The 19,742-nt window shown below is 61.2% G+C and carries 15 protein-coding genes and 1 tRNA gene; 3 read left to right on the top strand and 13 right to left on the bottom strand.

Going from position 1 to position 19,742, the window contains the following annotated elements; translation table 11 throughout:
- Positions 1–17: 17 nt before the first annotated feature.
- The 4 genes from ICY20_RS00700 to ptsP all read right to left on the bottom strand — a co-directional run bounded on the left by ICY20_RS00700 (position 18) and on the right by ptsP (position 7,275).
- Positions 18–1,559: an alkaline phosphatase D family protein gene (locus ICY20_RS00700; RefSeq protein WP_194936734.1), complete on the bottom strand. Its 1,542-nt coding sequence runs from the start codon at positions 1,557–1,559 to the stop codon at positions 18–20.
- 191 nt (positions 1,560–1,750) lie between these two features.
- Positions 1,751–3,463 carry a PTS fructose-like transporter subunit IIB gene (locus ICY20_RS00695; protein WP_159959012.1) on the bottom strand — a complete coding sequence of 571 codons (1,713 nt, stop codon included), beginning with the start codon at positions 3,461–3,463 and terminating at the stop codon, positions 1,751–1,753.
- Positions 3,464–3,474: 11 nt separating this feature from the next.
- Positions 3,475–4,416 carry a 1-phosphofructokinase gene (pfkB, locus tag ICY20_RS00690; RefSeq protein ID WP_159959010.1) on the bottom strand — a complete coding sequence of 314 codons (942 nt, stop codon included), beginning with the start codon at positions 4,414–4,416 and terminating at the stop codon, positions 3,475–3,477.
- A complete protein-coding gene (gene ptsP, locus ICY20_RS00685) occupies positions 4,417–7,275 on the bottom strand; it encodes a phosphoenolpyruvate--protein phosphotransferase (RefSeq protein ID WP_194936733.1) in 2,859 nt (952 codons plus the stop codon).
- Between the two features lie 292 nt (positions 7,276–7,567).
- On the opposite strand from ptsP, the gene cra reads away from it, so the two are divergent.
- Positions 7,568–8,563: a catabolite repressor/activator gene (gene cra, locus ICY20_RS00680; RefSeq protein WP_122489576.1), complete on the top strand. Its 996-nt coding sequence runs from the start codon at positions 7,568–7,570 to the stop codon at positions 8,561–8,563.
- A gap of 2 nt (positions 8,564–8,565) precedes the next feature.
- Complete coding sequence (locus ICY20_RS00675) at positions 8,566–9,342, top strand: TatD family hydrolase (RefSeq protein WP_159959006.1); 777 nt, start codon at positions 8,566–8,568, stop codon at positions 9,340–9,342.
- On the opposite strand, the gene ICY20_RS00670 is transcribed toward ICY20_RS00675, so the two are convergent.
- The 5 genes from ICY20_RS00670 to ICY20_RS00650 all read right to left on the bottom strand — a co-directional run bounded on the left by ICY20_RS00670 (position 9,289) and on the right by ICY20_RS00650 (position 16,206).
- Positions 9,289–9,717: a hypothetical protein gene (locus ICY20_RS00670; RefSeq protein WP_159959004.1), complete on the bottom strand. Its 429-nt coding sequence runs from the start codon at positions 9,715–9,717 to the stop codon at positions 9,289–9,291. The two genes, ICY20_RS00675 and ICY20_RS00670, sit on opposite strands and share 54 nt — an antisense overlap.
- Before the next feature lie 126 nt (positions 9,718–9,843).
- Positions 9,844–10,548: a methyl-accepting chemotaxis protein gene (locus ICY20_RS28340; RefSeq protein ID WP_407692611.1), complete on the bottom strand. Its 705-nt coding sequence runs from the start codon at positions 10,546–10,548 to the stop codon at positions 9,844–9,846.
- 2,049 nt (positions 10,549–12,597) lie between these two features.
- Positions 12,598–13,434, bottom strand: a complete 837-nt coding sequence (gene ampE / locus ICY20_RS00660; protein ID WP_159959001.1) for a regulatory signaling modulator protein AmpE — start codon at positions 13,432–13,434, stop codon at positions 12,598–12,600.
- The gene (ampD, locus tag ICY20_RS00655; RefSeq protein WP_194936732.1) at positions 13,431–13,994 is read right to left on the bottom strand and encodes a 1,6-anhydro-N-acetylmuramyl-L-alanine amidase AmpD; all 564 of its coding nucleotides are present in this window, start codon (positions 13,992–13,994) and stop codon (positions 13,431–13,433) included. The genes ampE and ampD overlap by 4 nt, the downstream gene beginning before the upstream one ends.
- A gap of 61 nt (positions 13,995–14,055) precedes the next feature.
- Positions 14,056–16,206 (bottom strand): DUF1631 domain-containing protein, encoded by a 2,151-nt coding sequence (locus tag ICY20_RS00650; protein WP_194936731.1) that lies wholly within the window; start codon positions 16,204–16,206, stop codon positions 14,056–14,058.
- A 189-nt stretch (positions 16,207–16,395) separates the two neighbouring features.
- On the opposite strand from ICY20_RS00650, the gene nadC reads away from it, so the two are divergent.
- Entirely contained in the window at positions 16,396–17,244 is an 849-nt protein-coding gene (nadC, locus tag ICY20_RS00645) for a carboxylating nicotinate-nucleotide diphosphorylase (RefSeq protein WP_159958995.1), read from the top strand.
- A gap of 66 nt (positions 17,245–17,310) precedes the next feature.
- On the opposite strand, the gene ICY20_RS00640 is transcribed toward nadC, so the two are convergent.
- From ICY20_RS00640 to ICY20_RS00625, 4 genes are all read right to left on the bottom strand, one after another.
- The gene (locus ICY20_RS00640) at positions 17,311–17,616 is read right to left on the bottom strand and encodes a DUF6388 family protein (protein ID WP_159958993.1); all 306 of its coding nucleotides are present in this window, start codon (positions 17,614–17,616) and stop codon (positions 17,311–17,313) included.
- Positions 17,617–17,768: 152 nt separating this feature from the next.
- A tRNA-Thr gene (locus ICY20_RS00635) sits at positions 17,769–17,841 on the bottom strand.
- A 48-nt stretch (positions 17,842–17,889) separates the two neighbouring features.
- Positions 17,890–19,290, bottom strand: coding sequence for an O-antigen ligase family protein (locus tag ICY20_RS00630; RefSeq protein ID WP_194936730.1), 1,401 nt, complete (start codon positions 19,288–19,290; stop codon positions 17,890–17,892).
- A gap of 30 nt (positions 19,291–19,320) precedes the next feature.
- Positions 19,321–19,737, bottom strand: a complete 417-nt coding sequence (locus ICY20_RS00625; protein WP_159959026.1) for a pilin — start codon at positions 19,735–19,737, stop codon at positions 19,321–19,323.
- Between the last annotated feature and the right edge of the window lie 5 nt (positions 19,738–19,742).

The following is a 19,742-nucleotide window of genomic DNA, read 5'->3' as shown; positions in this document are numbered from 1 at the left end:
TTTGATTGTATTTCAGGTCAGGTGGGTTGGAGTTTTTGCTCGAACACAGAGACCCCATCCAGATCCCGAAGGATGACCGTCAACTCCCCCGTCTGCCCATCAATCTGCACCTCGCCAAAAAACTGAAACCCTGCAAACGGCGAGGTGTTTTGCGCCGGCGGCGCTTTCTCGAATACCACCTCTGGCCCAAAGGTTTTATCCAGCGGGTTGGGCCCAAAACTCCCCGCGTTCAACGGCCCGGCCACAAACTCCCAGAACGGTTCGAAATCCTGGAACGCCGCCCGATCCGGGTGATAATGGTGCGCCGCGCAGTAGTGCACATCCGCCGTCAGCCACACGTGGTTGCGTACCTTCTGCGCCCGCAGAAACCCCAGCAGTTCGGCCATCTCCAGCTCACGCCCTTGGGGCGCACCCGGGTCGTTATTGGCGATGGCCTCCCAGCGCGGCACGCCCGGGCTCACCTCGCCGTCAGGCACGCCCAGGCCGATGGGCATGTCGGCGGCAATCACTTTCCACTGCGCCTGGGAGCCCTTGAGTTCACGCTTGAGCCAGTCCAGTTGCTCACGGCCAAGGAAGGGTTTTGCGCCACCCAGGTTGTCATCGTTGGGCCCGCGATAACTGCGCATATCCAACACGAAAACATCCAATAGCGGGCCGTAACTGAGCTTGCGATAAATGCGCCCACCACCGTCAGCGGCCTGGCGGCGCATCGGTGAATACTCCAGCCAAGCCTGGCGTGCGCGGCCCACCAAGGTGTTGATGTCTTTGGTCTGGTAGCGCTCATCCAGCTGCTTGCTCGGGGACCAGTTGTTCACCACCTCGTGGTCGTCCCACTGCCAGATTTGCGGCACCTCGGCATTGAAGCGGCGTACGTTTTCATCCATCAGGTTGTAACGGTAATTGCCGCGATACTCATCGAGGGTTTCGGCGACTTTGCTCTTGGCTTCGGTGGTGATGTTGCGCCAGATGCGTCCGTCTTCGACCGTAAGTTGCGCGGGCACCGGGCCGTCGGCGTAGATGGTGTCGCCACTGTGGATAAAAAAGTCCGGCAGGCGCAGGCGCATGGCTTCGTAGATGCGCATACCGCCGATGTCCGGGTTGATGCCGAAGCCTTGGCCGACAGTGTCGCCACTCCACACAAAACGAATATCGCGACGCTGTTGCGGCACGCTGCGCAGGTGGCCGAACCAAGGCTCACTGGCGATGCCGGTCTGGGCGTCTTCAAAGTGCACGCGGTAGAAAATCGCCTGGTCGGCGGGCAGGCCGGTGAGTTCGACGCGGGCAGTAAAGTCGGTGCGGTTGTCGGCCAGGGGCGATACGAACCGGCGCGGGTTGCTGAACATACTGCGGGTGTCCCACTCCACCACCATCCGCGCCGGGCGATCGCTGCGGCTCCAGATCATGGCGCGGTCGCCCAACAGGTCGCCGGACTGCACACCGTCGGTGAGTTGTGGGCGGTCCTTCACCGAAGCGATCACCGCCGGCGCCAGGCCAGGCAGCAACAGACCAGCGCCGACAGCTTGCATCACGCGGCGACGGCCGAGGTTGAAGTGGCTCATGCAGGTGCCCTCTTTGGCTATCAAAAGGGCCACTTAAGCACGCGCAGATGACACTAATCTTGCGACCAGTGGAGATCTGTGGAGATCAAATGTGGGAGGGGGCTTGCCCCCGATAGCGGTGGTTCAGTCAAATTTGTACCGGCTGACACACTGCAATCGGGGGCAAGCCCCCTCCCACATTTTTTACCGCGTCAGGCTTTAGCCGGTGCCACAGTCAGCTCGACCACCTCCGGCCGCTTGATCACCGCATACACCACCCCGGTCACCACGCTCCCCGCCACAATCGCCAGCAAATACAACAACGCATGGTTCATCGCATTCGGAATAATCAACACAAACAACCCACCATGCGGCGCCGCGAGCACGCAGCCAAAATACATCGACAGCGCCCCCGTCAACGCACCACCGGCGATGCTCGCCGGGATCACCCGCAACGGGTCTTTGGCCGCAAACGGGATCGCGCCTTCGGAGATAAAGCACATCCCCAAAATCATCGCCGCCTTGCCCGCCTCACGTTCGGTCTGGGCAAACTTGCGGCGCGCCAGGAACGTGGCGATGCCCATGCCAATCGGCGGCACCATGCCGGCGGCCATGGTCGCGGCCATCGGCGCGCCGCTGTGGGCCGCCAACAGGCCAACGGAAAACGCATACGCCGCCTTGTTGATCGGCCCGCCCAAATCGACGCACATCATGCCGCCCAGCAGAATGCCCAACAGCACCGCGTTGGTGGTGCCCATGGTGCTGAGAAAATCGGTCAGCCCCACCAGCATGCGCGCCACTGGCGGCCCCACCAGGTAGATCATCGCCAGGCCCGTAAACAAACTGGCCAGCAACGGGATGATCAGAATCGGCTTGAGCGCCTCCAGGCTCTGGGGCAGTTTCACCGCACGGGTGATCAGCTTGACGCAGTAACCGGCAAGGAAACCGGCAAAGATGCCACCGATAAAACCTGCCCCCAAGGTGCCCGCCAACAGCCCGCCAATCATGCCCGGCGCAATGCCCGGACGGTCGGCAATCGAGTAGGCGATGTAACCCGCCAGCAGCGGCACCATCAGCATAAAGGCGCGGTCACCGACGGTTTTCAGCGCGGCGGCCAGGGTGCCTTCCTGCTCGAACGCATGGATGCCGAACACAAACGACAAGGCAATCAACAAGCCGCCCGCCACCACCATCGGCAGCATGAACGACACACCGGTGAGCAGGTGTTTGTACACGCCGGTTTTTTCCGACTTGGTCACCGCACCGCTCGCGGCGCTTTCCACCGCACCTTCGGCCAGGGCCTTGTTGAGGGTCGCTTCGGATTGCTTGAGGGCGATGCCGGTGCCGCAGCGGTAGATCTTCTTGCCCGCGAAGCGCTCGGTGGCGACTTCGATATCGGCTGCCAACAACACCACATCGGCATTGGCGATAGCCTCAGGACTGAGCGGCGTGCGTGCGCCCACCGAGCCCTGGGTTTCGACCTGCAAGTCGTAACCCAGGCGCTTGGCGGTTTGCTGCAAGGCTTCGGCGGCCATGAAGGTGTGGGCAACGCCGGTCGGGCACGCGGTGACGGCGACGATACGCGGCGCGTTTTTCGCCACCGACTCAGCCGCGACAAACACCTGCGCCTCTTCAGCACCACGGCGCAACACCGCTTCCACATCCGCCAGCGCCTGGGCTGGCGTGCTCTGGAACACACGCTTGCCGACAAACCGCTGCATATCCACCGCCGCGCTGCTAACCAGCAACACCCATTCGGCATCGTCGATCACCGCCTGGGACAACTGGCGCTCCGGGCGCTGCACATCCACCACCTCGACGCTGGTGCTCCAGCCCTGGCGCTGCGCGGCGGCGTCCAACAAGCGGGCGCACAGCACACTGGTGACCATGCCGTTCGGGCAGGCAGTAACAATGGCTAACTTCATCACAAACCCTCTTATTGTTCTGTGAGCGTGCGCACGTGGACGCCGCTTTCGAGACGCGCCAACTGCGCGTCATCGCTGATGCCGAAACCGATCTGCGTCACCGCCATCGCGGCAATCGCGGTGGCCCGGCGCAGGGTCTGTTCAGGGGCTTCAAAACTCAGCAAGCCGTGCAGCATGCCGGCCAACAGCGAGTCACCCGCGCCCACCGTGCTGGCGACAGTGACTTTGGGCGGCGTGGCCTGCAATGCTGCGCTCGGGCTGAACCAGTTCACGCCATCGGCGCCGTGGGACACCACCACATGCTGCACACCCTGCAGTTGCAGGCGCTGGGCGGCCTGGGCCTGTTGCGCGACTGAATCGGTAGGGCAATCCAACGCCTCGGCGAGTTCTTCGGTATTGGGCTTGATCAACCACGGGCCAGCCTTGAGGCCCGCACGCAGGGCCTCGCCACTGGTGTCCAGGGCGACTTTCAAGCCGAGGCTTTTCAAGTGTTCCAGCAGGGCCTGCAACCACTCTGGGCTGACGCCACGGGGCAAGCTACCGGCGACCACCACCGCGTCGTGACCTGGCGCAATCCACGCCAGTTGATCAAACAACGCTTGCTGCGCCTGCTCGCTCACCATCGGGCCTGGAGCATTGATGTCGGTCACCCGGCCGTCTTGCTCGGCAATCTTGATATTGCTGCGGGTTTCGCCTGGCACGCGGATAAACGCATCGGCAAAACCGCGACGGGCGATCAAGGCTTCAAAGGCTTGCGGGTTGTCTTCGCCGAGAAAGCCGCCCACGGTCACTTGATGGCCCAAATCCGCCAGCACCTGCGCCACGTTCACGCCCTTGCCGGCGGCGTGGGTGAGCATGGTTTCGCTGCGGTTGACGGCGCCCGGCTCCAAGTTCGCCAAGCGTAGAGTGAGGTCCAACGCCGGGTTTAGCGTCAGGGTCAGAATCCTTGCCATTTACACGGCCTCCACAAGAGCACGCACTTCGGCGGGTGAACCCACCGCGAGTGCTTTTTGCGCCAGGCCCTGGGCCTCGCTCAGACTGAATTCACGCACCCGCGCCTTCACTTCAGGAATGCTGCGGGCCGACACGCTCAACTCATCCACACCCAGGCCGATCAGCACCGGCACTGCCAGTGGGTCAGCTGCCAGTTCGCCGCACACGCCGACCCATTTGCCATGGGCATGGGCGGCACGCACGGTGATGTCGATCAGTTGCAACACCGCCGGGTGCAGGCCATCGGCCTGGGCCGACAGGGTCGGGTGGCCACGGTCGATGGCAAGGGTGTACTGGGTCAGGTCGTTGGTGCCGACGCTGAAAAAGTCGACTTCCTTGGCCAGAACCGGCGCGAGCAACGCGGCGGATGGCACTTCGATCATGATGCCCAGTTGCAGGTCGGCCACCGGGATTTCCAGGCGCAGGCGCTCAGTCATCTCACGCGCCGCACGCCATTCATCGACGCTGCCGACCATGGGGAACATGATGCGCAGAGGGCGGTTATCCGCCGAGCGCAGCAGCGCGCGCAATTGCGCTTCCATGATCTGAGGACGTTGCAAGGTCAGGCGAATGCCACGCACGCCGAGGAAGGGGTTTTCTTCCTGGGCAATCGGCCAATACGGCAGCGGTTTGTCGCCGCCCACGTCGAGGGTGCGCACCACCAACGGGCGACCGTCGAGGCCGTCGAGCACGCGGCGGTACTCGGCTTCCTGGGTGGCTTCGTCCGGCGCTTGCGGGTGCGCCATAAAGATCAGTTCGGTGCGCAGCAAACCGATGCCTTCGGCGCCCTGCTCCACCGCGCTGGCAACACCGGCGCTTTCGCCGATATTGGCGAACACTTCCACGGCGTGGCCGTCACGGGTCAGCGCGGGTTCATGGCGTTGGGCCGCGGCGGCTTGCAGGCGTTGTTCGCGGGTGTCGCGCTCAACCGTGGCCCGTTGCAGTGTGGCCGCGTCGGCGTCCACGTGCAGGCGGCCGCGCTGGCCATCGAGCAACAACGGCGTACCCGAGGCGAGCAGCAACACGGCAGGGCCGGCGCCGACCAGCGCCGGAATGCCGAGGGCGCGAGCGACGATGGCGCTGTGGGCCGTGGCGCCGCCACGGGCGGTGAGGATGCCGGCGACGCGGGTTGGGTCCAGGCGCGCGACGTCGGACGGGCCGACTTCATCCATCACCAGAATGTAGGGCTCGCTCGGCTCCTGAGCGGTTTCAACGCCGCACAGTTGCGCCAGCACACGGCGGCCGATGTCACGCAGGTCGGCGGCACGTTCGGCGAGCAAGGCGTCTTGCAACGACTCCTGCTGCTTGGCGGCAGCTTCGATCACGCTCATCCACGCAGCTTCAGCGCTTTCGCCTTGCTTGAGGCGGGTGTCGACTTCGTCGGTGAGTTCCGGGTCGTCGAGCATTTCCTGGTGGGTGATGAAAATTTCGCGGATCGCTTTGGATTTGCTGCGTTCGATCAAACCCTGGATATCACGGCGCACCTCGGCCAGAGCGTCTTGCAGGCGCTGGCGCTCAATGGCCGACGACTCACCACGCAACGGGTAATCGAACACCTGCTGGACCTGGATATGCGCAGGGCCGATAGCGATGCCCGGTGCGGCGGCGATGGCTTGCACCTGGCTGCCGGGCACGGGTGCGCTGAGCACCGGTTCGATATCGACAGCCGCGGGCTGGGCGCTCGCGGTGGGCGGCGGCTCTACCTCTTCGCCAAGGCCCTCTTGCACCGCAGCCAATAGCGCGGGCAACGCATCGCCTGCAATCGTCGGCTCAGCGACAAATTCCAGCACCTGACCACGGCGTGCGCCCAGGCTCAGCAACTTGCTCAGACTTTTGACCGACACGGCGCCCACCGGGCCATCGACGATGCGCACGCGGATGTCGCCATCAAAACTTTTGGCCAATTGGGCGAGGATCTTCGCCGGCCGCGCATGCAGACCATGGGCGTTAGCCAGGGTAATGCGGGCGCTGGGCCAGTCGGGCGGCAATTCGCCGCCGAGCACTTCGAGCACCGCACGGCTGCTGGTGGCGCGGCCCAATTCCTGGCCACGACCTTCGATCAGCAAGACGCACAAACGCTCCAGCAAGGCTTGGTGGGCTTCACCCAGGCTGGCCAGGCAGAACAGACCGTTGAGCGGTTGGCCAAGGTAACGCATGGGTTTGTCCGGGGTGACGAAGGCCAGGCCCGGGCGCTTTACCGTCTGCTCGCTGTGCAGCCACCACAGGCCATCGCCCAAAGGCAGCGCGTCGACTTGCTGCAAGACGGCAGCGAAACCATTGCTCACACAATCGGCTTGGCGCAGCAGGCGTGCGCCGCGCCATACCAACTCTTCAAAATCATCGGCAGACACGCCCAAGCTGATCATCTGCGCGTCCAACGCCAGTTCCTGCGGCGCGCCTTGCAGCAGTTTCAGCAACGCTTCGCCAGTACCGGCACGGCGCAACGCCTGGCCCAGGTCGGTTTCACCCAGGGCGCGGGTGAGCAGTTGCAGCAGGCGCAAGTGTTCGTCGGATTTGGCGGCAATGCCGATAGCCAGGTACACGATCTGGCCGTCGCCCCAGTCCACCCCTTCGGGGAACTGGAGCAGGCGCACGCCAGTGGAGTGCACTTGGTCGCGGGTTTCGGGGGTGCCGTGGGGGATGGCAATACCTTGGCCGAGAAAGGTCGAGCCTTGGGCTTCACGGGCTTGCAAGCCACTGAGGTAACCCTCAGCGACCAGGCCATCGGCCACCAATTTTTCAGCGAGCAGGTGCAAGGCAGCAGATTTATCCACAGCCACTTGGCCCATGGAAATCTGCTCTACAGTGAGCTCAAGCATGCCGTTCTCCTAGTTAGTGCAGTAATGCACTAGGTATTGTTTTGAATAAACAGTGTAAGGGCGATTCGGAATAACTGACTGAGTAGTCAATTGGCAGTGACCACTCAGCAGCGAATATCGTAAAAATACGCTTGCTGAAACGTTTAATCTATAATTTATGGCAGATTACGCGTTAATTGCGCATCCTTGAAGAACCACTCGGCGCTTGAGTCAGGACGTCTGTCGTGTACAGGAATCGGTTACGATTGGACAAAATGTCGGGGCAAGCTCCAAAAAACAAGGAAATCCCGGTTTGAAACTCAGTGATATCGCACGTCTGGCCGGTGTGTCCGTAACCACCGCCAGCTATGTCATCAATGGCAAGGCCGAACAACAACGGATCAGCAGCGCGACCGTCGAACGGGTGCGCGCCGTGGTTGAAGCCCATGGTTTTACGCCCAACCCCCAGGCGGCCGGGCTACGCAGCCGGCACACGCGTACCTTGGGCTTTATCTTGCCCGACCTGGAAAACCCCAGTTACGCACGTATCGCCAAGCTTTTGGAGCAAGGCGCACGGGCACGTGGCTATCAGTTACTGATCGCCAGTTCCGACGATGACGCGGGCAGCGAGCGCCAACTGCTGCAACTGTTTCGCGCCCGCCGTTGTGATGCGTTGTTCGTGGCCAGTTGCCTGCCGCCCAACGATGACAGTTACCGTGAGCTGCAAGCCAAGGGCCTGCCGGTGATTGCGATTGACCGGGTGATGGACCCTGCGCAGTTCTGCTCGGTGGTCAGCGATGACCGCCAAGCCTGCCATCAATTGACCAGCAGCCTGCTGCAACCGCTGCCCAAGCAGATCGTGCTGATCGGTGCGCGCCCCGAGTTGAGTATCAGCCAGGAGCGTGCGGCGGGCTTTGGCGAAGCGCTGCAAGGCTTCAAGGGCGAGGTGTTGATTGAGCACGGCGAATCATTCAGCCGTGACTGTGGCCGACAATTGATGGAGCAATTGCTGCAACGCTTGGGGCATTTGCCTGATGCGCTGGTAACCACCTCCTACGTGCTGCTGCAAGGCGTGTTCGACGCGCTGCATGACTTCCCACTCAAGTCGCGCCCGCTGCGCCTGGGCACCTTTGGTGACACCCAGTTGCTGGACTTCTTGCCGCTGCCGGTCAACGCCATGGCCCAACAACATCAGCTGATCGCCGACGCCGCGCTGAAGCTGGCCCTAGCCGCAATTGAAGACGAGCACTACCAGCCTGGCGTGCACGCCATCGGCCGTACGTTCAAGCAGCGTATTCACGAGGCCTGAGCGTGGAGTTGATCGACACCCACACCCACTTGGACTTCCCGGACTTCGACAACGATCGCCGCGAAGTCCTCGCCCACAGCCGTATGGTGGGTGTGGAGCGCATGGTAGTGCTGGGGGTGTATCAGCAAAATTGGCAGCGGCTGTGGGACTTGGTGCAAACCGATGAACGCCTCTTCGGTGCCTTTGGCCTGCACCCGGTCTACCTGGATGAACATCGCCTCGCCGACCTGACAGAACTGGGCGATTGGCTAACCCGCCTGCACGGCCATCGGCAAGTGTGCGCAGTGGGTGAGATTGGCTTGGATTACTTTCTCGAAACATTGGACCGCGAGCGCCAGCAGTCACTGTTTGAAGCCCAGCTCAAGCTGGCGGTAGACTTTCAACTGCCGGCACTGCTGCATGTGCGGCGCAGCCACGCAGCCGTGATCGCTACCCTCAAGCGTATCCGCCTGCCCCGTGGCGGCATCATCCATGCGTTTGCCGGCAGCCAGGAAGAAGCCCGCGAGTACATCAAGCTCGGTTTCAAGCTGGGCCTGGGCGGCGCGGCGACTTGGCCCCAGGCGCTGCGGATGCACAAGGTATTGGCTCAACTACCACTGGATGCAGTGGTACTGGAAACCGATTCACCCGACATGGCTCCCGCCATGTACCCCGGCCAACGCAACAGCCCCGAACACCTGCCCGATATCTGCCACGCCCTGGCCGAGCGCATGGGTATCGAACCGTTACTGTTGGCGCAGGCGAGTACACGCAACGCGTGCGAGTTGTTCAATTGGTAATGGGGGGGTGGCCTGCAAGTTAAGGGTCATCCTTTGCCGATGACGGGCGTAACGTAAGACCAGGAAATGAATCAGCACCGTCACCAGCGAAACATTGAACTGCCCAATCACACTGAGCAGCCCTACCCACTCCATGACCAGCGCTACCACCAAGGTCGCGCTCGTCAGGATAATCATGCTCGGGCGAACCAGCGCCCAGTGGTTCAAGGCGCGAAATTGACGCAGTTGTTTGCGGCTGTGCAACGTCAGGCACGACTGGCAATACGCACACTCAAATGGCTCATCGATGGCAATCGAGTTCAGCTGCCAGGGCTTTAGCTCAAAGGTCATTTCGCATTCGGTGCAATGCCCTCTGATACCGATTATTGCGTTCATCGCCGTGCCTTCCCGCAACCATGAATAGGTGAAACAAATTCTCACCCATCTGCGGCGCAATGAAAGGTCACCCAGCAAATCCAGACAAGTGCTACTTCCATCAGAACTTAATCCTACCCTCGCTTCCTACACGCGAAATGCACCGATCAGTTGTTTCAACTCGACCACCTGCATCGACAACTGCCGACTCGCTGCCTCGGTCTGATGGGCACCCTCGGCAGCGTGCTCGCCGGCACGATTGATTTCGACGATGTTCTGGTCGATGTCGTGGGCGACGGCGGTCTGCTGCTCCACGGCAGCGGCAATCTGCTGGTTTTGATCGACGATCATGCCCACAGCACCGAGGATATTTTCCAACGCCTGCTGGACCTTTTCCGACTGCCCCACCGTGCCATTGGCCATTTCATGACTGGTGCCCATGGCTTTCACCGCAGCCCCCACACCGCTGTGCAGTCGGCCGATCATCTGCTCGATTTCCTCGGTAGAACGCTGGGTGCGCCGGGCCAAGGTACGCACCTCATCGGCCACGACGGCAAAACCTCGGCCTTGCTCGCCGGCCCGTGCAGCCTCGATGGCGGCATTAAGCGCCAGCAGGTTGGTTTGTTCGGCGATGCTTTTGATCACTTCCAAGACGCTGCTGATGGACTGGCTGTCGGTGGCCAACTGATTGATCACTTGCACCGAAAGGTCAATCTCCGACGCCAGCCGCGCAATACTGCCTTGCTGGGATTGCACCAGGCCACGGCCGCTGACGGTTTCGTCGTTGACGCTGTGGGCACTGCTGACTGCCGCCGCCGCACTGCGCGCCACTTCCTGGGCGGTGGATGACATCTGGTTCATGGCCGTCGCCACTTGTTCGATCTGAGAGCGCTGGCCGGATACCGCCTGATTGCTCTGAGCCGACACCGTTTGCACCTGGCCTGCCTGCAACTCGACCTGGCTGACGGTGTGCCCGACGCGCTCGATCAGGTCATGGATCTTGGCCACCGTGCCATTGAACACCTGGCCCAGGTCGCCCAGTTCATCGCGGCTATGGGCTACAAACGTGACGGTCATGTCGCCGGCCGCGACGTTGTCCATCATCAGTGCCAGGCGTCGAAGCGTGGTGCGGGTGGAGGCGTAGAAACCGGCGTAGAGATAAAAGATCAACAAGAACACCGCCGTCAGCGCCGACACCAACACCACCATATGCGTGCGGTTCTGCGCCAGGCGCTGCTCTAACTGCTGCCCGATAAAGGTCAGGGTGGCTTCATTGAGTTGGTAGGTTTGGGCCATTAATTGGCTGACGTTGTCGTAGAAACCTTGCCAAGGGGCATCCAAGGTTTCGGCCATCACCACCTGCTCTTCAAACAACTCGCTGCCTTGCTTGAGGCTGGCGTTGCTGCTCGCGGCAAGGCTGTCGAGCGCGGTGTGCGCCGGTTTGCTGGAGCCCAGGGCGTCCTGCAACTTCAACCCATATTCCGCCTGGAGCTTTTCCAACTGCTGCAGCAATTCATCAAAACGGGTACTGGAGGCTGAGTTCAGAAAGCCTTGGCCCAGGGAATACGCGCCCATCGCCCGGCCTTCGCCCAGGGTCTGGGTGACTTGCGGGGTGACGCTGGTGATCAGTTCGCTGAGTTGGCGCAGATCACTTTGGGGGTCGCGGCTCAGGCCGGATTGACTGGCGATGATCTGGCTGAGCATCTGTGCCTTGTTGAGCAGTTTGCCGATCAGCGCACTTTTACTCAGCAGCGAGGTTTCCTGTTGCTGGGCTTTGAAGGCGCCGATCAACTCATCGCGCTTGCCCTCAAACGCCGCGATTTGCTCGGGGTCGGTGGTCATGGCGTTGAGGCCTTGCAGGCGGTCCAACACGCCTTGCTCCAGCGCGCGGATCTTGCCCTCAAGGTCACCCGCCTTGCCGGACTGGCCGAGGGTGGCGTTGATCTGTACCAGATTATTGAGGGTTTCAAGGTCACGGCGCAGGGCCAGGCTACTGCCGAGTAGATCGAGGCTTTGCAATTCAATGCGAGTGCCCTGGAACTCGCGCCAGGAATCACGCACCAGGTAAAAGTTGGTCGCCAGCATCGGCAGCAGGAACAGCACGCTGATCAGGCTGAATTTCATGCCGAAACTCAGGCGATTCATCAGCGCGACGGCGGGATAGAGCAAGCTCTTCACAGGTGAACTCCCTTTCTTTTATTTTTATTGAAGCGCAGGGCGGCAGTTAGCCAGCATCTGTATAGCTCAATTTGGAAGGGAGTTTTGTAACTTAAGGTTAACGACAGTGGGCATGCTGCAAAAAGCTGTGGGAGAGGGTTTGCCCTATTGCCAGTCAGTTAAGGCGAACACTGCACCTGTGGCGAGAGAGCTTGCTCCCGTGACGGCCCGGCAGGCGAGTAAGGTTGATGGGTTGAAACCGAATCGACTGTGGGAGCTGGCTTGCCTGCGATAGCTATGTGTCAGGCGCTAGAGGTTTTTTTGTCGGAGTACATATCCGTTATTTTGGTGAGGGTTGCTATTGGTTCCGCCCTTACGGCGGGTCACTTTGGAAAAGAGCCCCAAAGTAACCAAAGGGCTCTTGCCCCACCACTCGGCACCTCGCCTAGGCTCGGTGTGCCCTCACTCCGGCTTGAATCCGTGGGCCGCCGTCATGGGCCATCCTTGGCCCAGGACGGCTAACCCGGCGTCCTGCCGGGTTACCCACGGATTCAAGCCTGCGTTCGGCCAGCGTGGTTAACGGGGCGCCTCAGATCAAGATCAAAAACCAAATCAAAAGCCAGAGCCAGAGCCAGAGCCAGAGCCAGAGCCAGAGCCAGAGCCAGAGCCAGAGCTTCGGGTTTAGTCAGCGTCGATAGTTGTGTAGATACCACCGCTATCGGGGGCAAGCCCCCTCCCACTGTTTTAGGGCAGCACGGTCCAGATCGCAAACCCGGCATACCACAGCACCGCGGCGCGCAGCAGCAGTTCCCACAGGCGATCCAGGCTGGTGATGCCGTCGGCACCCACCACCGGCGGTGGGATTTCGGCGGCGACCAGGCCGACTTTCTCCACCAATTGGGCAGCGCTGATGTCCCAGCTCAGCAGTTCGTGGAGCATCACGCGGCTGACCGCAACGAAGTTGCCCACCAGGGCAAAGCTCGCTGCCAGCAAACGCACGGGCAACCAGTCAAATGCGTGGCGCAGTTGCGCGGCGCGTTCGGCCACCAGTGGGTTCTGGCTATGCTCACTGGCCAGTGCCAGCAAGCGATAAGCCAGTGCAGCGACAGGGCCCAGCAGGAAGTACCAGAAGATCACCGCGAAAAAGCTTTGGTAGGCCTGCCACAGCAGATGGCCCTGGACGCGCTCAAGCAGTTGCTCACCGCTGTCGGCACCGAGGTTCAGGTCACGTTCGGCCACGTGCTCGGCGGCTTGCAAGTCACCACGCCGCCAGGCATCGCGAAAGGGGCCAAGGCCGGCCAAGAGATCACCACGGCCCAGGCTATAAATCACCACCAGCAGGTGCACTGGCAGGGCCAGCAAGCCATAGGCCACCGGCTCCAGCACCAACAGCAACAGTGCCAACAACGCCACCGGCAACAACACCAGCAGCGTCAGGACCAACCAAGGCCGCTTGCCCAAACGCGGGCTCGATTCCAGCTTGGCCAACTCACGCAGCCACCCGCTGTCACGTTGCAACCGCTGGCGCAGGGCCGAGAATTTTTCGATCCACACCGCCAGCACCAACACCAGGAAACTCATCGTGCATGTCCTCCATCCTGCAGGGCGCTGCGAAAGCGCATCCAATCAAAAGCCGGGCCGGGATCGGTCTTGCGTCCCGGCGCGATATCGCTGTGGCCACAAATCCGTTGGACCGTGATGCGCGGGTAGGCCGCGAGCAACTGGCGGGCCAGGTCGATCAGTGACGTGTATTGAGCATCGGTGAATGGCAGATCATCAGTACCTTCCAACTCGATCCCCAAGGAAAAGTCATTACAGGTCTCACGCCCCTCGAAGCGCGAGACCCCGGCATGCCAGGCTCGATCGGTACACGACACAAACTGCGTCACCGCGCCATCGCGCTCTATCAGAAAATGCGCGGACACTCGTAGGTCGGCGATCCCTTCAAAGTAGGGATGTTCCGTGACATCCAGGCGATTCTGGAAGAACTCCTGCACCTTACCAGTGGCGAACTGCGCCGGTGGCAGGCTGATGTTGTGCACCACCAACAGTGAGATTTCGCCTGTGGGGCGCTCGTTGAAGTTGGGCGACGGGCAATGACGGATGCCCTCACACCAACCGCTGGCGGGGTCCAACTGCATACAGGTTCCTTGAGCGAGACAGAATGTGACCAGTATGCCGCGTTCGACCCCGTGGTTGCGATCACTTGCCGCGATTGAGTTGTCGCAGCCTGCTCACCACCGCCACCAGCGCCCGCTCGAACAATGGCCCGTCGTCGAGGGTGTGCAGCGCGCCGCGCTTGAACGCCAACGCCAACTGGCCGACGCTTTGCTCCAGCACTTTGAGCCCCGTGTGGCTGACAAATATATAGGTGTGGGCAGGCCCCATGATTGCGGTGAGCTTGCAACGCTGGGCATTGACTTCGCCCTCTTCAAACGCAACCCAGCCACCCACCCGCAACTGGTGGGCCTTGAGCAGATCAGGGTCATTGTGCGGCAGGCATTCGACGTGTTCGTTCGATACGGCGCTGAGCACAAAAGGCTCACGCACGTGAATCAACTCATCGACGTCCTCGGGTGCATGGATATGCAGGGCCTGCAAGCGCACAAAAAATTCACGGGTACTGAAAGGGTCGAACGCGGCACTGGTCAAACCATCGCGCAGGGCCTTGAGTAGACCCGGCACGTGCTCCAACAAATGCTGCCCCGATTCGGCGTCGTCTTGCAGGCTGACGCTCCAGACCAATTCGTCCAGGGTGCGCAGCCCCGCCTGCCATTGCACCGACTGCTCACCGTGCTTGAGGTTGGCGAGCAACAGCACCTGGCTCCAGGCTTGTTGCACAAACAACACCACCGAGCGCGGCAGCACCTTACCCAACAAACGTCGATTCAGTACCTCGGCCACCCGTTGGCGCACCGCTTCTGTACGCAGGCGTGCCTCCTCGGAATCGCGAGTGTGTTGCTCCAGCAGTTCACTGCGCCGCCGCTCATCGGCGGTAAACGTGCGCAGCTCTGCCAATAACAGGGGAAAAATCGCCGGGTCTTCGCCAAACTCATTGAGCAAGCGCTGCACCACCTGCTCGATGCGCAGGTACAGGTTGTCGCGCTGATAATCATCGCGCAGGCTCCAGCCCATGACGGCGGCCGCGACTTCATTGAGCAGGCATCGCGCCGGGTGGTTGGGGCGACTGAAAAAACTTTTGTCCAGCACTGCCACCTTCAGCATCGGGATCTGCAGGCGGCCAATCAACGCCTGGAAGGCGTTCGGAATGGCGCGGTCGCTGAGGATAAATTCGAACAGCATCGCGACCAAATTGATCACGTCTTCGTCTGCCGCCTCCACGACCCGCGACTTGCCGCTCTTGACGCTGACGCGGGTGAGCAACTGCCCAAGCTGGTTGCGCAGGTCAAAGTCGTCTTCGGCGTTAGGCTCGGGCACGTATTGCTGCAAGTGAGAGAGCAGGCGCAGCAAGTCTCGCGTAGTAATGGGCAGGGGTTCTGCGCTGGCCTCAAGGGTCGGCGCGATGCTTCCGCGCACAGTGGTGAGCAAAGCCTGCAATGCGACGAATGCTTGCTGGCCGCTCTCATCGACCGGCGGGTCTGCCGCCGGCAATGGGTCTTCGCGCTGAGGGTCGCGGGCAGCACGCCCACCAGGACGGCGCGGCGGCACCGCCTTGAGTTCCGCAAGCACGCCGGTCGCCACCAGTAATTGATTGGCTTCGCTGTACAGTTGATCGGCATCGCTGAGCACGTATTTTTCAAAAAGCTTGAGCATGATCAACTTGACGCGGATTTCTACCCCCAGGCTGCGTCCTGCCCGCAAGAAGAACTCGCACAGCAGCGCCGGGCCCAAGGGGTTTTCGCCGTCGTGGAGGCGGTTGCCCAGCAGGGCGCTCAAACGCGAAGTGAGCTGCCCCAGAGCCAGGCCGTCGCGGTGACGCACCCGAACCAGCATGGCCTCAAGGGCCAGGGCTTTTTCCAGGTCGTCCCTGGACGTGCCCGGTTGCGCTTCATAGGACACCACGGGCACCAATAGGCGCTCGCCGCGCCCGGCCTGGCCCAGGCAGGCAAAGGCTTCGAAAAGCCGCTCCATGAACACGCGCTCGAAATTCTTGCGCTTGAGGCGCAGGTCACGCATGGCTTCAAAGAAAATATGGTGGTCGAGGTTATTGCGGGCCTTGTCGGCCATCTCGAACAGGGTGTCATCAGCGTTATCAAACAGTTCCTGCAGACCTTGCTGCAACTGTTGCGCGGCCTTATCGCGTACTTGCAGCAATACCACCGGCAGTCGGGCCAGCGGCGAAGGCGTGACATGCGCCTTATTGATTGGCACCACCTTTCCGTCATTGTGCATCCTGGCCTCCTGAAACGGCGGTAATGGGCGTACGTCAAAGCTATGACGTCAATTGCAAGGCGCGAGATTATCTTGCAAACAGGGGTGTTTGCGCCAGCACACTCTGTCATGTGCTCGTAAATGAGTAGGTCACTGGGTTCAAACGCACGCAGCCCCTATAATCGGAGCACCTTGTTTATGGAGCCTGTTATGCCGAACCTCCGTCTTGCCGACCTCACCGCCGAAATCGAAGCCAACGTGCGCCGCGCACTGCTGGAAGACATCGGCAGCGGCGACATCACCGCGCAGTTGATCCCGGCCGAACGGCTAGCCACGGCCACGATCATCACCCGCGATGCGGCCGTTATCAGCGGTACGGCCTGGGTGGACGCGGTGTTCCGCCAACTGGACCCACGGGTTGCCGTGCATTGGCAGGTGGCCGACGGTGAACGTGTCAGCCCCAATCAGGTGCTGTTTCGCCTCGAAGGCCCCGCGCGGTCGCTGCTCAGCGGCGAACGCAGTGCGTTGAATTTTCTGCAGATGCTGTCTGGCGTTGCCACACGCGCGCAGTTCCTGGCGGATTTTGTCGCGAGCACTCAGGTCAAGTTGCTGGACACCCGCAAGACCCTGCCCGGCCTGCGCCTGGCGCAAAAATACGCGGTGACCTGCGGCGGTTGCCACAACCATCGCATCGGTTTGTATGACGCGTTCCTGATCAAGGAAAACCATATCGCCGCCTGCGGTGGCATCGCCCAGGCCATTACGGCCGCCCACAAAATCGCCCCCGGCAAGCCGGTGGAAATCGAAGTGGAAAGCCTGGATGAACTGCGCGAAGCGCTAGAAGCGGGCGCCGATATCATCATGCTCGACGAATTGAGCCTGGAAGACATGCGTGAAGCCGTGCGCCTGAACGGCGGCAAGGCCAAGCTGGAAGCCAGCGGCGGGATCAACGAAAGCACCCTGCTACCCATCGCTGAAACCGGCGTGGATTACATCTCCATCGGCGCGATGACCAAGGATGTAAAGGCGGTGGATTTGTCCATGCGCCTGAGCATCTAAAACGCAGGTGATGGTGTTGTGGTGAGCGGGCTTGCCCCACTCACCACAGTAAGCCCGTCGCAGTGGTTAGACGACGAGGTTATTCATCTCGCAATACTCGTCCCATTCGACGCCCAGCACTTCGGCCGCCTCTTTGTGCAAAACCAACCGTGCTGATTCGAATTCTTCCGGTGTCGAGGTGTACTTAAGGGTCAGTTCCCAAGGCTGAAGGCCCTGGCTTTCAGCCTCGTCCTCGAATGCCCACTGGATCTGGTCGCGCTGATCATCGGCGCTTAGATCCTTGATCTCTTCTTTAAGCTGCGGCGATTCCTCAAGGTATTTCTCGAGGGCTATTTGATGCCGAACTTCCTGGGTCATTTCAGTCGTGGTCATGTTGTTCTCTTTGGATCGAGGAATGGGGATGCATCTGGGACATCAAGGTTGCGCAGATACAAAAGAACAGGCTTGGATGCCGGCTCGTCTGGCCTTCAGAACCATTCTTGGGATCATCTGAAAACATTGCCTTTGGAACGGTGTTGCCTTTTTGCCCGAGACAGGAATCGAACCTGCGACCTTCGCGTTACGAGTGCGCTGCTCTACCAACTGAGCTACACGGGCGGTGGGCTAAAGCTAGCACCGCATTGGGCGTCCGGCAACTTGTGGCCTTCAGCGGGCGATCACGCCCTGAGCCCAGAAGCGCGGTTGCAGCAAGTTGTCATGGGTGTCGAGGTACTGCTGCTGGGCTTGCTTGATGTGTGGCACGTCGCGCACGGCAATAACTATCAACAGACCAACGGCTAACACACTCGATGTTTTCCACAGCGTCCAGAGCAAAGGCCGTACAGGCTTCGCCGGAGCCTGCCACACATGCAGCGCCATCAGCCAGCCCACCACCAGCGCCAGCCATACTTGGGAGTTGGGCATCACGATTACGCCGTCGACCATCGACTGCACCAGCGCGCCGATCAAAGCGGCGAACAGGCACAACCGCAGCAGGTCCGCTCGCTCGGTGGACAGCCTTCGCGCGCGTATCACACACAAGGTGGCCCAACCGCCTCGCCAGGCTAAAAGTGCGACACACACCGCCGATGGCACACCCCATTCACCGGCCCATTGCAGGACTGCCTGATGAGGATGGGCGGCGACCCTGTTGGCAATATCGGCAAAATGCATCGGCCCAAAGCCCAACCAGGGCCGCTCGACGAGCATCTGCCAGCCTTGCCACCAGATCGGGCCACGACCCGACAGGGTGGTGGTCAGCCGATCACTGGCGTCCGCAGAAATCGCGATGCCGAGGTAGCCCGCCAGTACCGTGAATATCAGCCAATACAGCACGATCCCGCCAAACACGGCCGCCAGTTGCCAACCCAGCCAGCGACGCCCCCAAGGCCCAAGCAGTGCCAGCACCGCGCACGCCACCCCCATGCCAAGCCAGGTACCGCGCGTGCCGCCGCTGACGGCGATCAACCACCAGGCGCACAGCAATGCGAACACCGCACCGCGCAAGGTTCGCGAGACAGTCGGCATCAGTAAAGGGAGCGCCAAAAGAGGCAGGGTAAATGTCTGGAACTGGCCGTAGAAACGCTTGTTGGAAAAGCTGGACAGCAGCAGGTCCGTATCCAGGGTTCGCTCGCCACTGGTGAATGCCAGCGCTCCTGCGTACAGGTATTGGATCGACTTGATCAGGCAGAGCAACACCACAGTGAGCATCAGGGCCCGGTCCAAAGGCTCGCCGCCGTGACGCCGAAGCAAGGCAAACGCCACCGTGATCGCCCCACAGCCGATAAACAACGCGACTTCGGTGAACGCCCAGAGCGGCTGGTGCGCCCGAGCCGATGACACCAGCCCCAGCGCAATGATCAAAGCCAGGCCCAGCGCGGTGGGCCGGTCGACCAAGCGCTCACCGGGGGTGACCGACAGCCCGTACAGCACCGCGCAAAGCCCGATCGCAGTCTGCATCACGCGCTGCAGGTCGTGCCCGCTGAACGGCGCACACACCCCAACAATCAGCAGGCATACCGTCACTATCAGGAAAAGACTGCCGCGCTGCTGTACGGATAACGACATCGGCCGCCTCTAACGTGGATGGTTTAGCCCTTATGCCCCGTCGGTGCCGCAGCCCTTGGCGACGTATTTTTCTTCAGCGGTTGTCGTGCATTTCCAACCGGTGGTGGCGCTGCGTGTCAGGGTGATGACCTTGCTTAACACTGGCGCGGGAGCGTCGAGTATTTCGCAACTGAGGGTACCCGCGCCGGTGGCCACATCGCCTGTCACGCCGATCTTGCAATTGGATGTGGTGTCGCCAGTGGCGCCGATCAACGCCAGGGTGGGTACTGTGCCCTGGTTGATGGTGGACTCATAACCGGCCTTCAACGCCGTGATTTCTGCCAAGCCGGCAGTGAACTTGGCCTTCGCCTGGTGCGTGGTGTACATGGGCAGGCCGATGGTGGCCAAGATGCCGATGATTGCCACGACGATCAACAGCTCGATCAGGGTAAAACCTTTTTGACGTATCACAT

This window comes from Pseudomonas pisciculturae (genome assembly GCF_015461805.1).
Classification (GTDB): domain Bacteria; phylum Pseudomonadota; class Gammaproteobacteria; order Pseudomonadales; family Pseudomonadaceae; genus Aquipseudomonas; species Aquipseudomonas pisciculturae.
The sequence above is the reverse complement of the archived record's forward strand: the minus strand, read 5'-3'. Positions and strand labels throughout refer to the sequence as shown.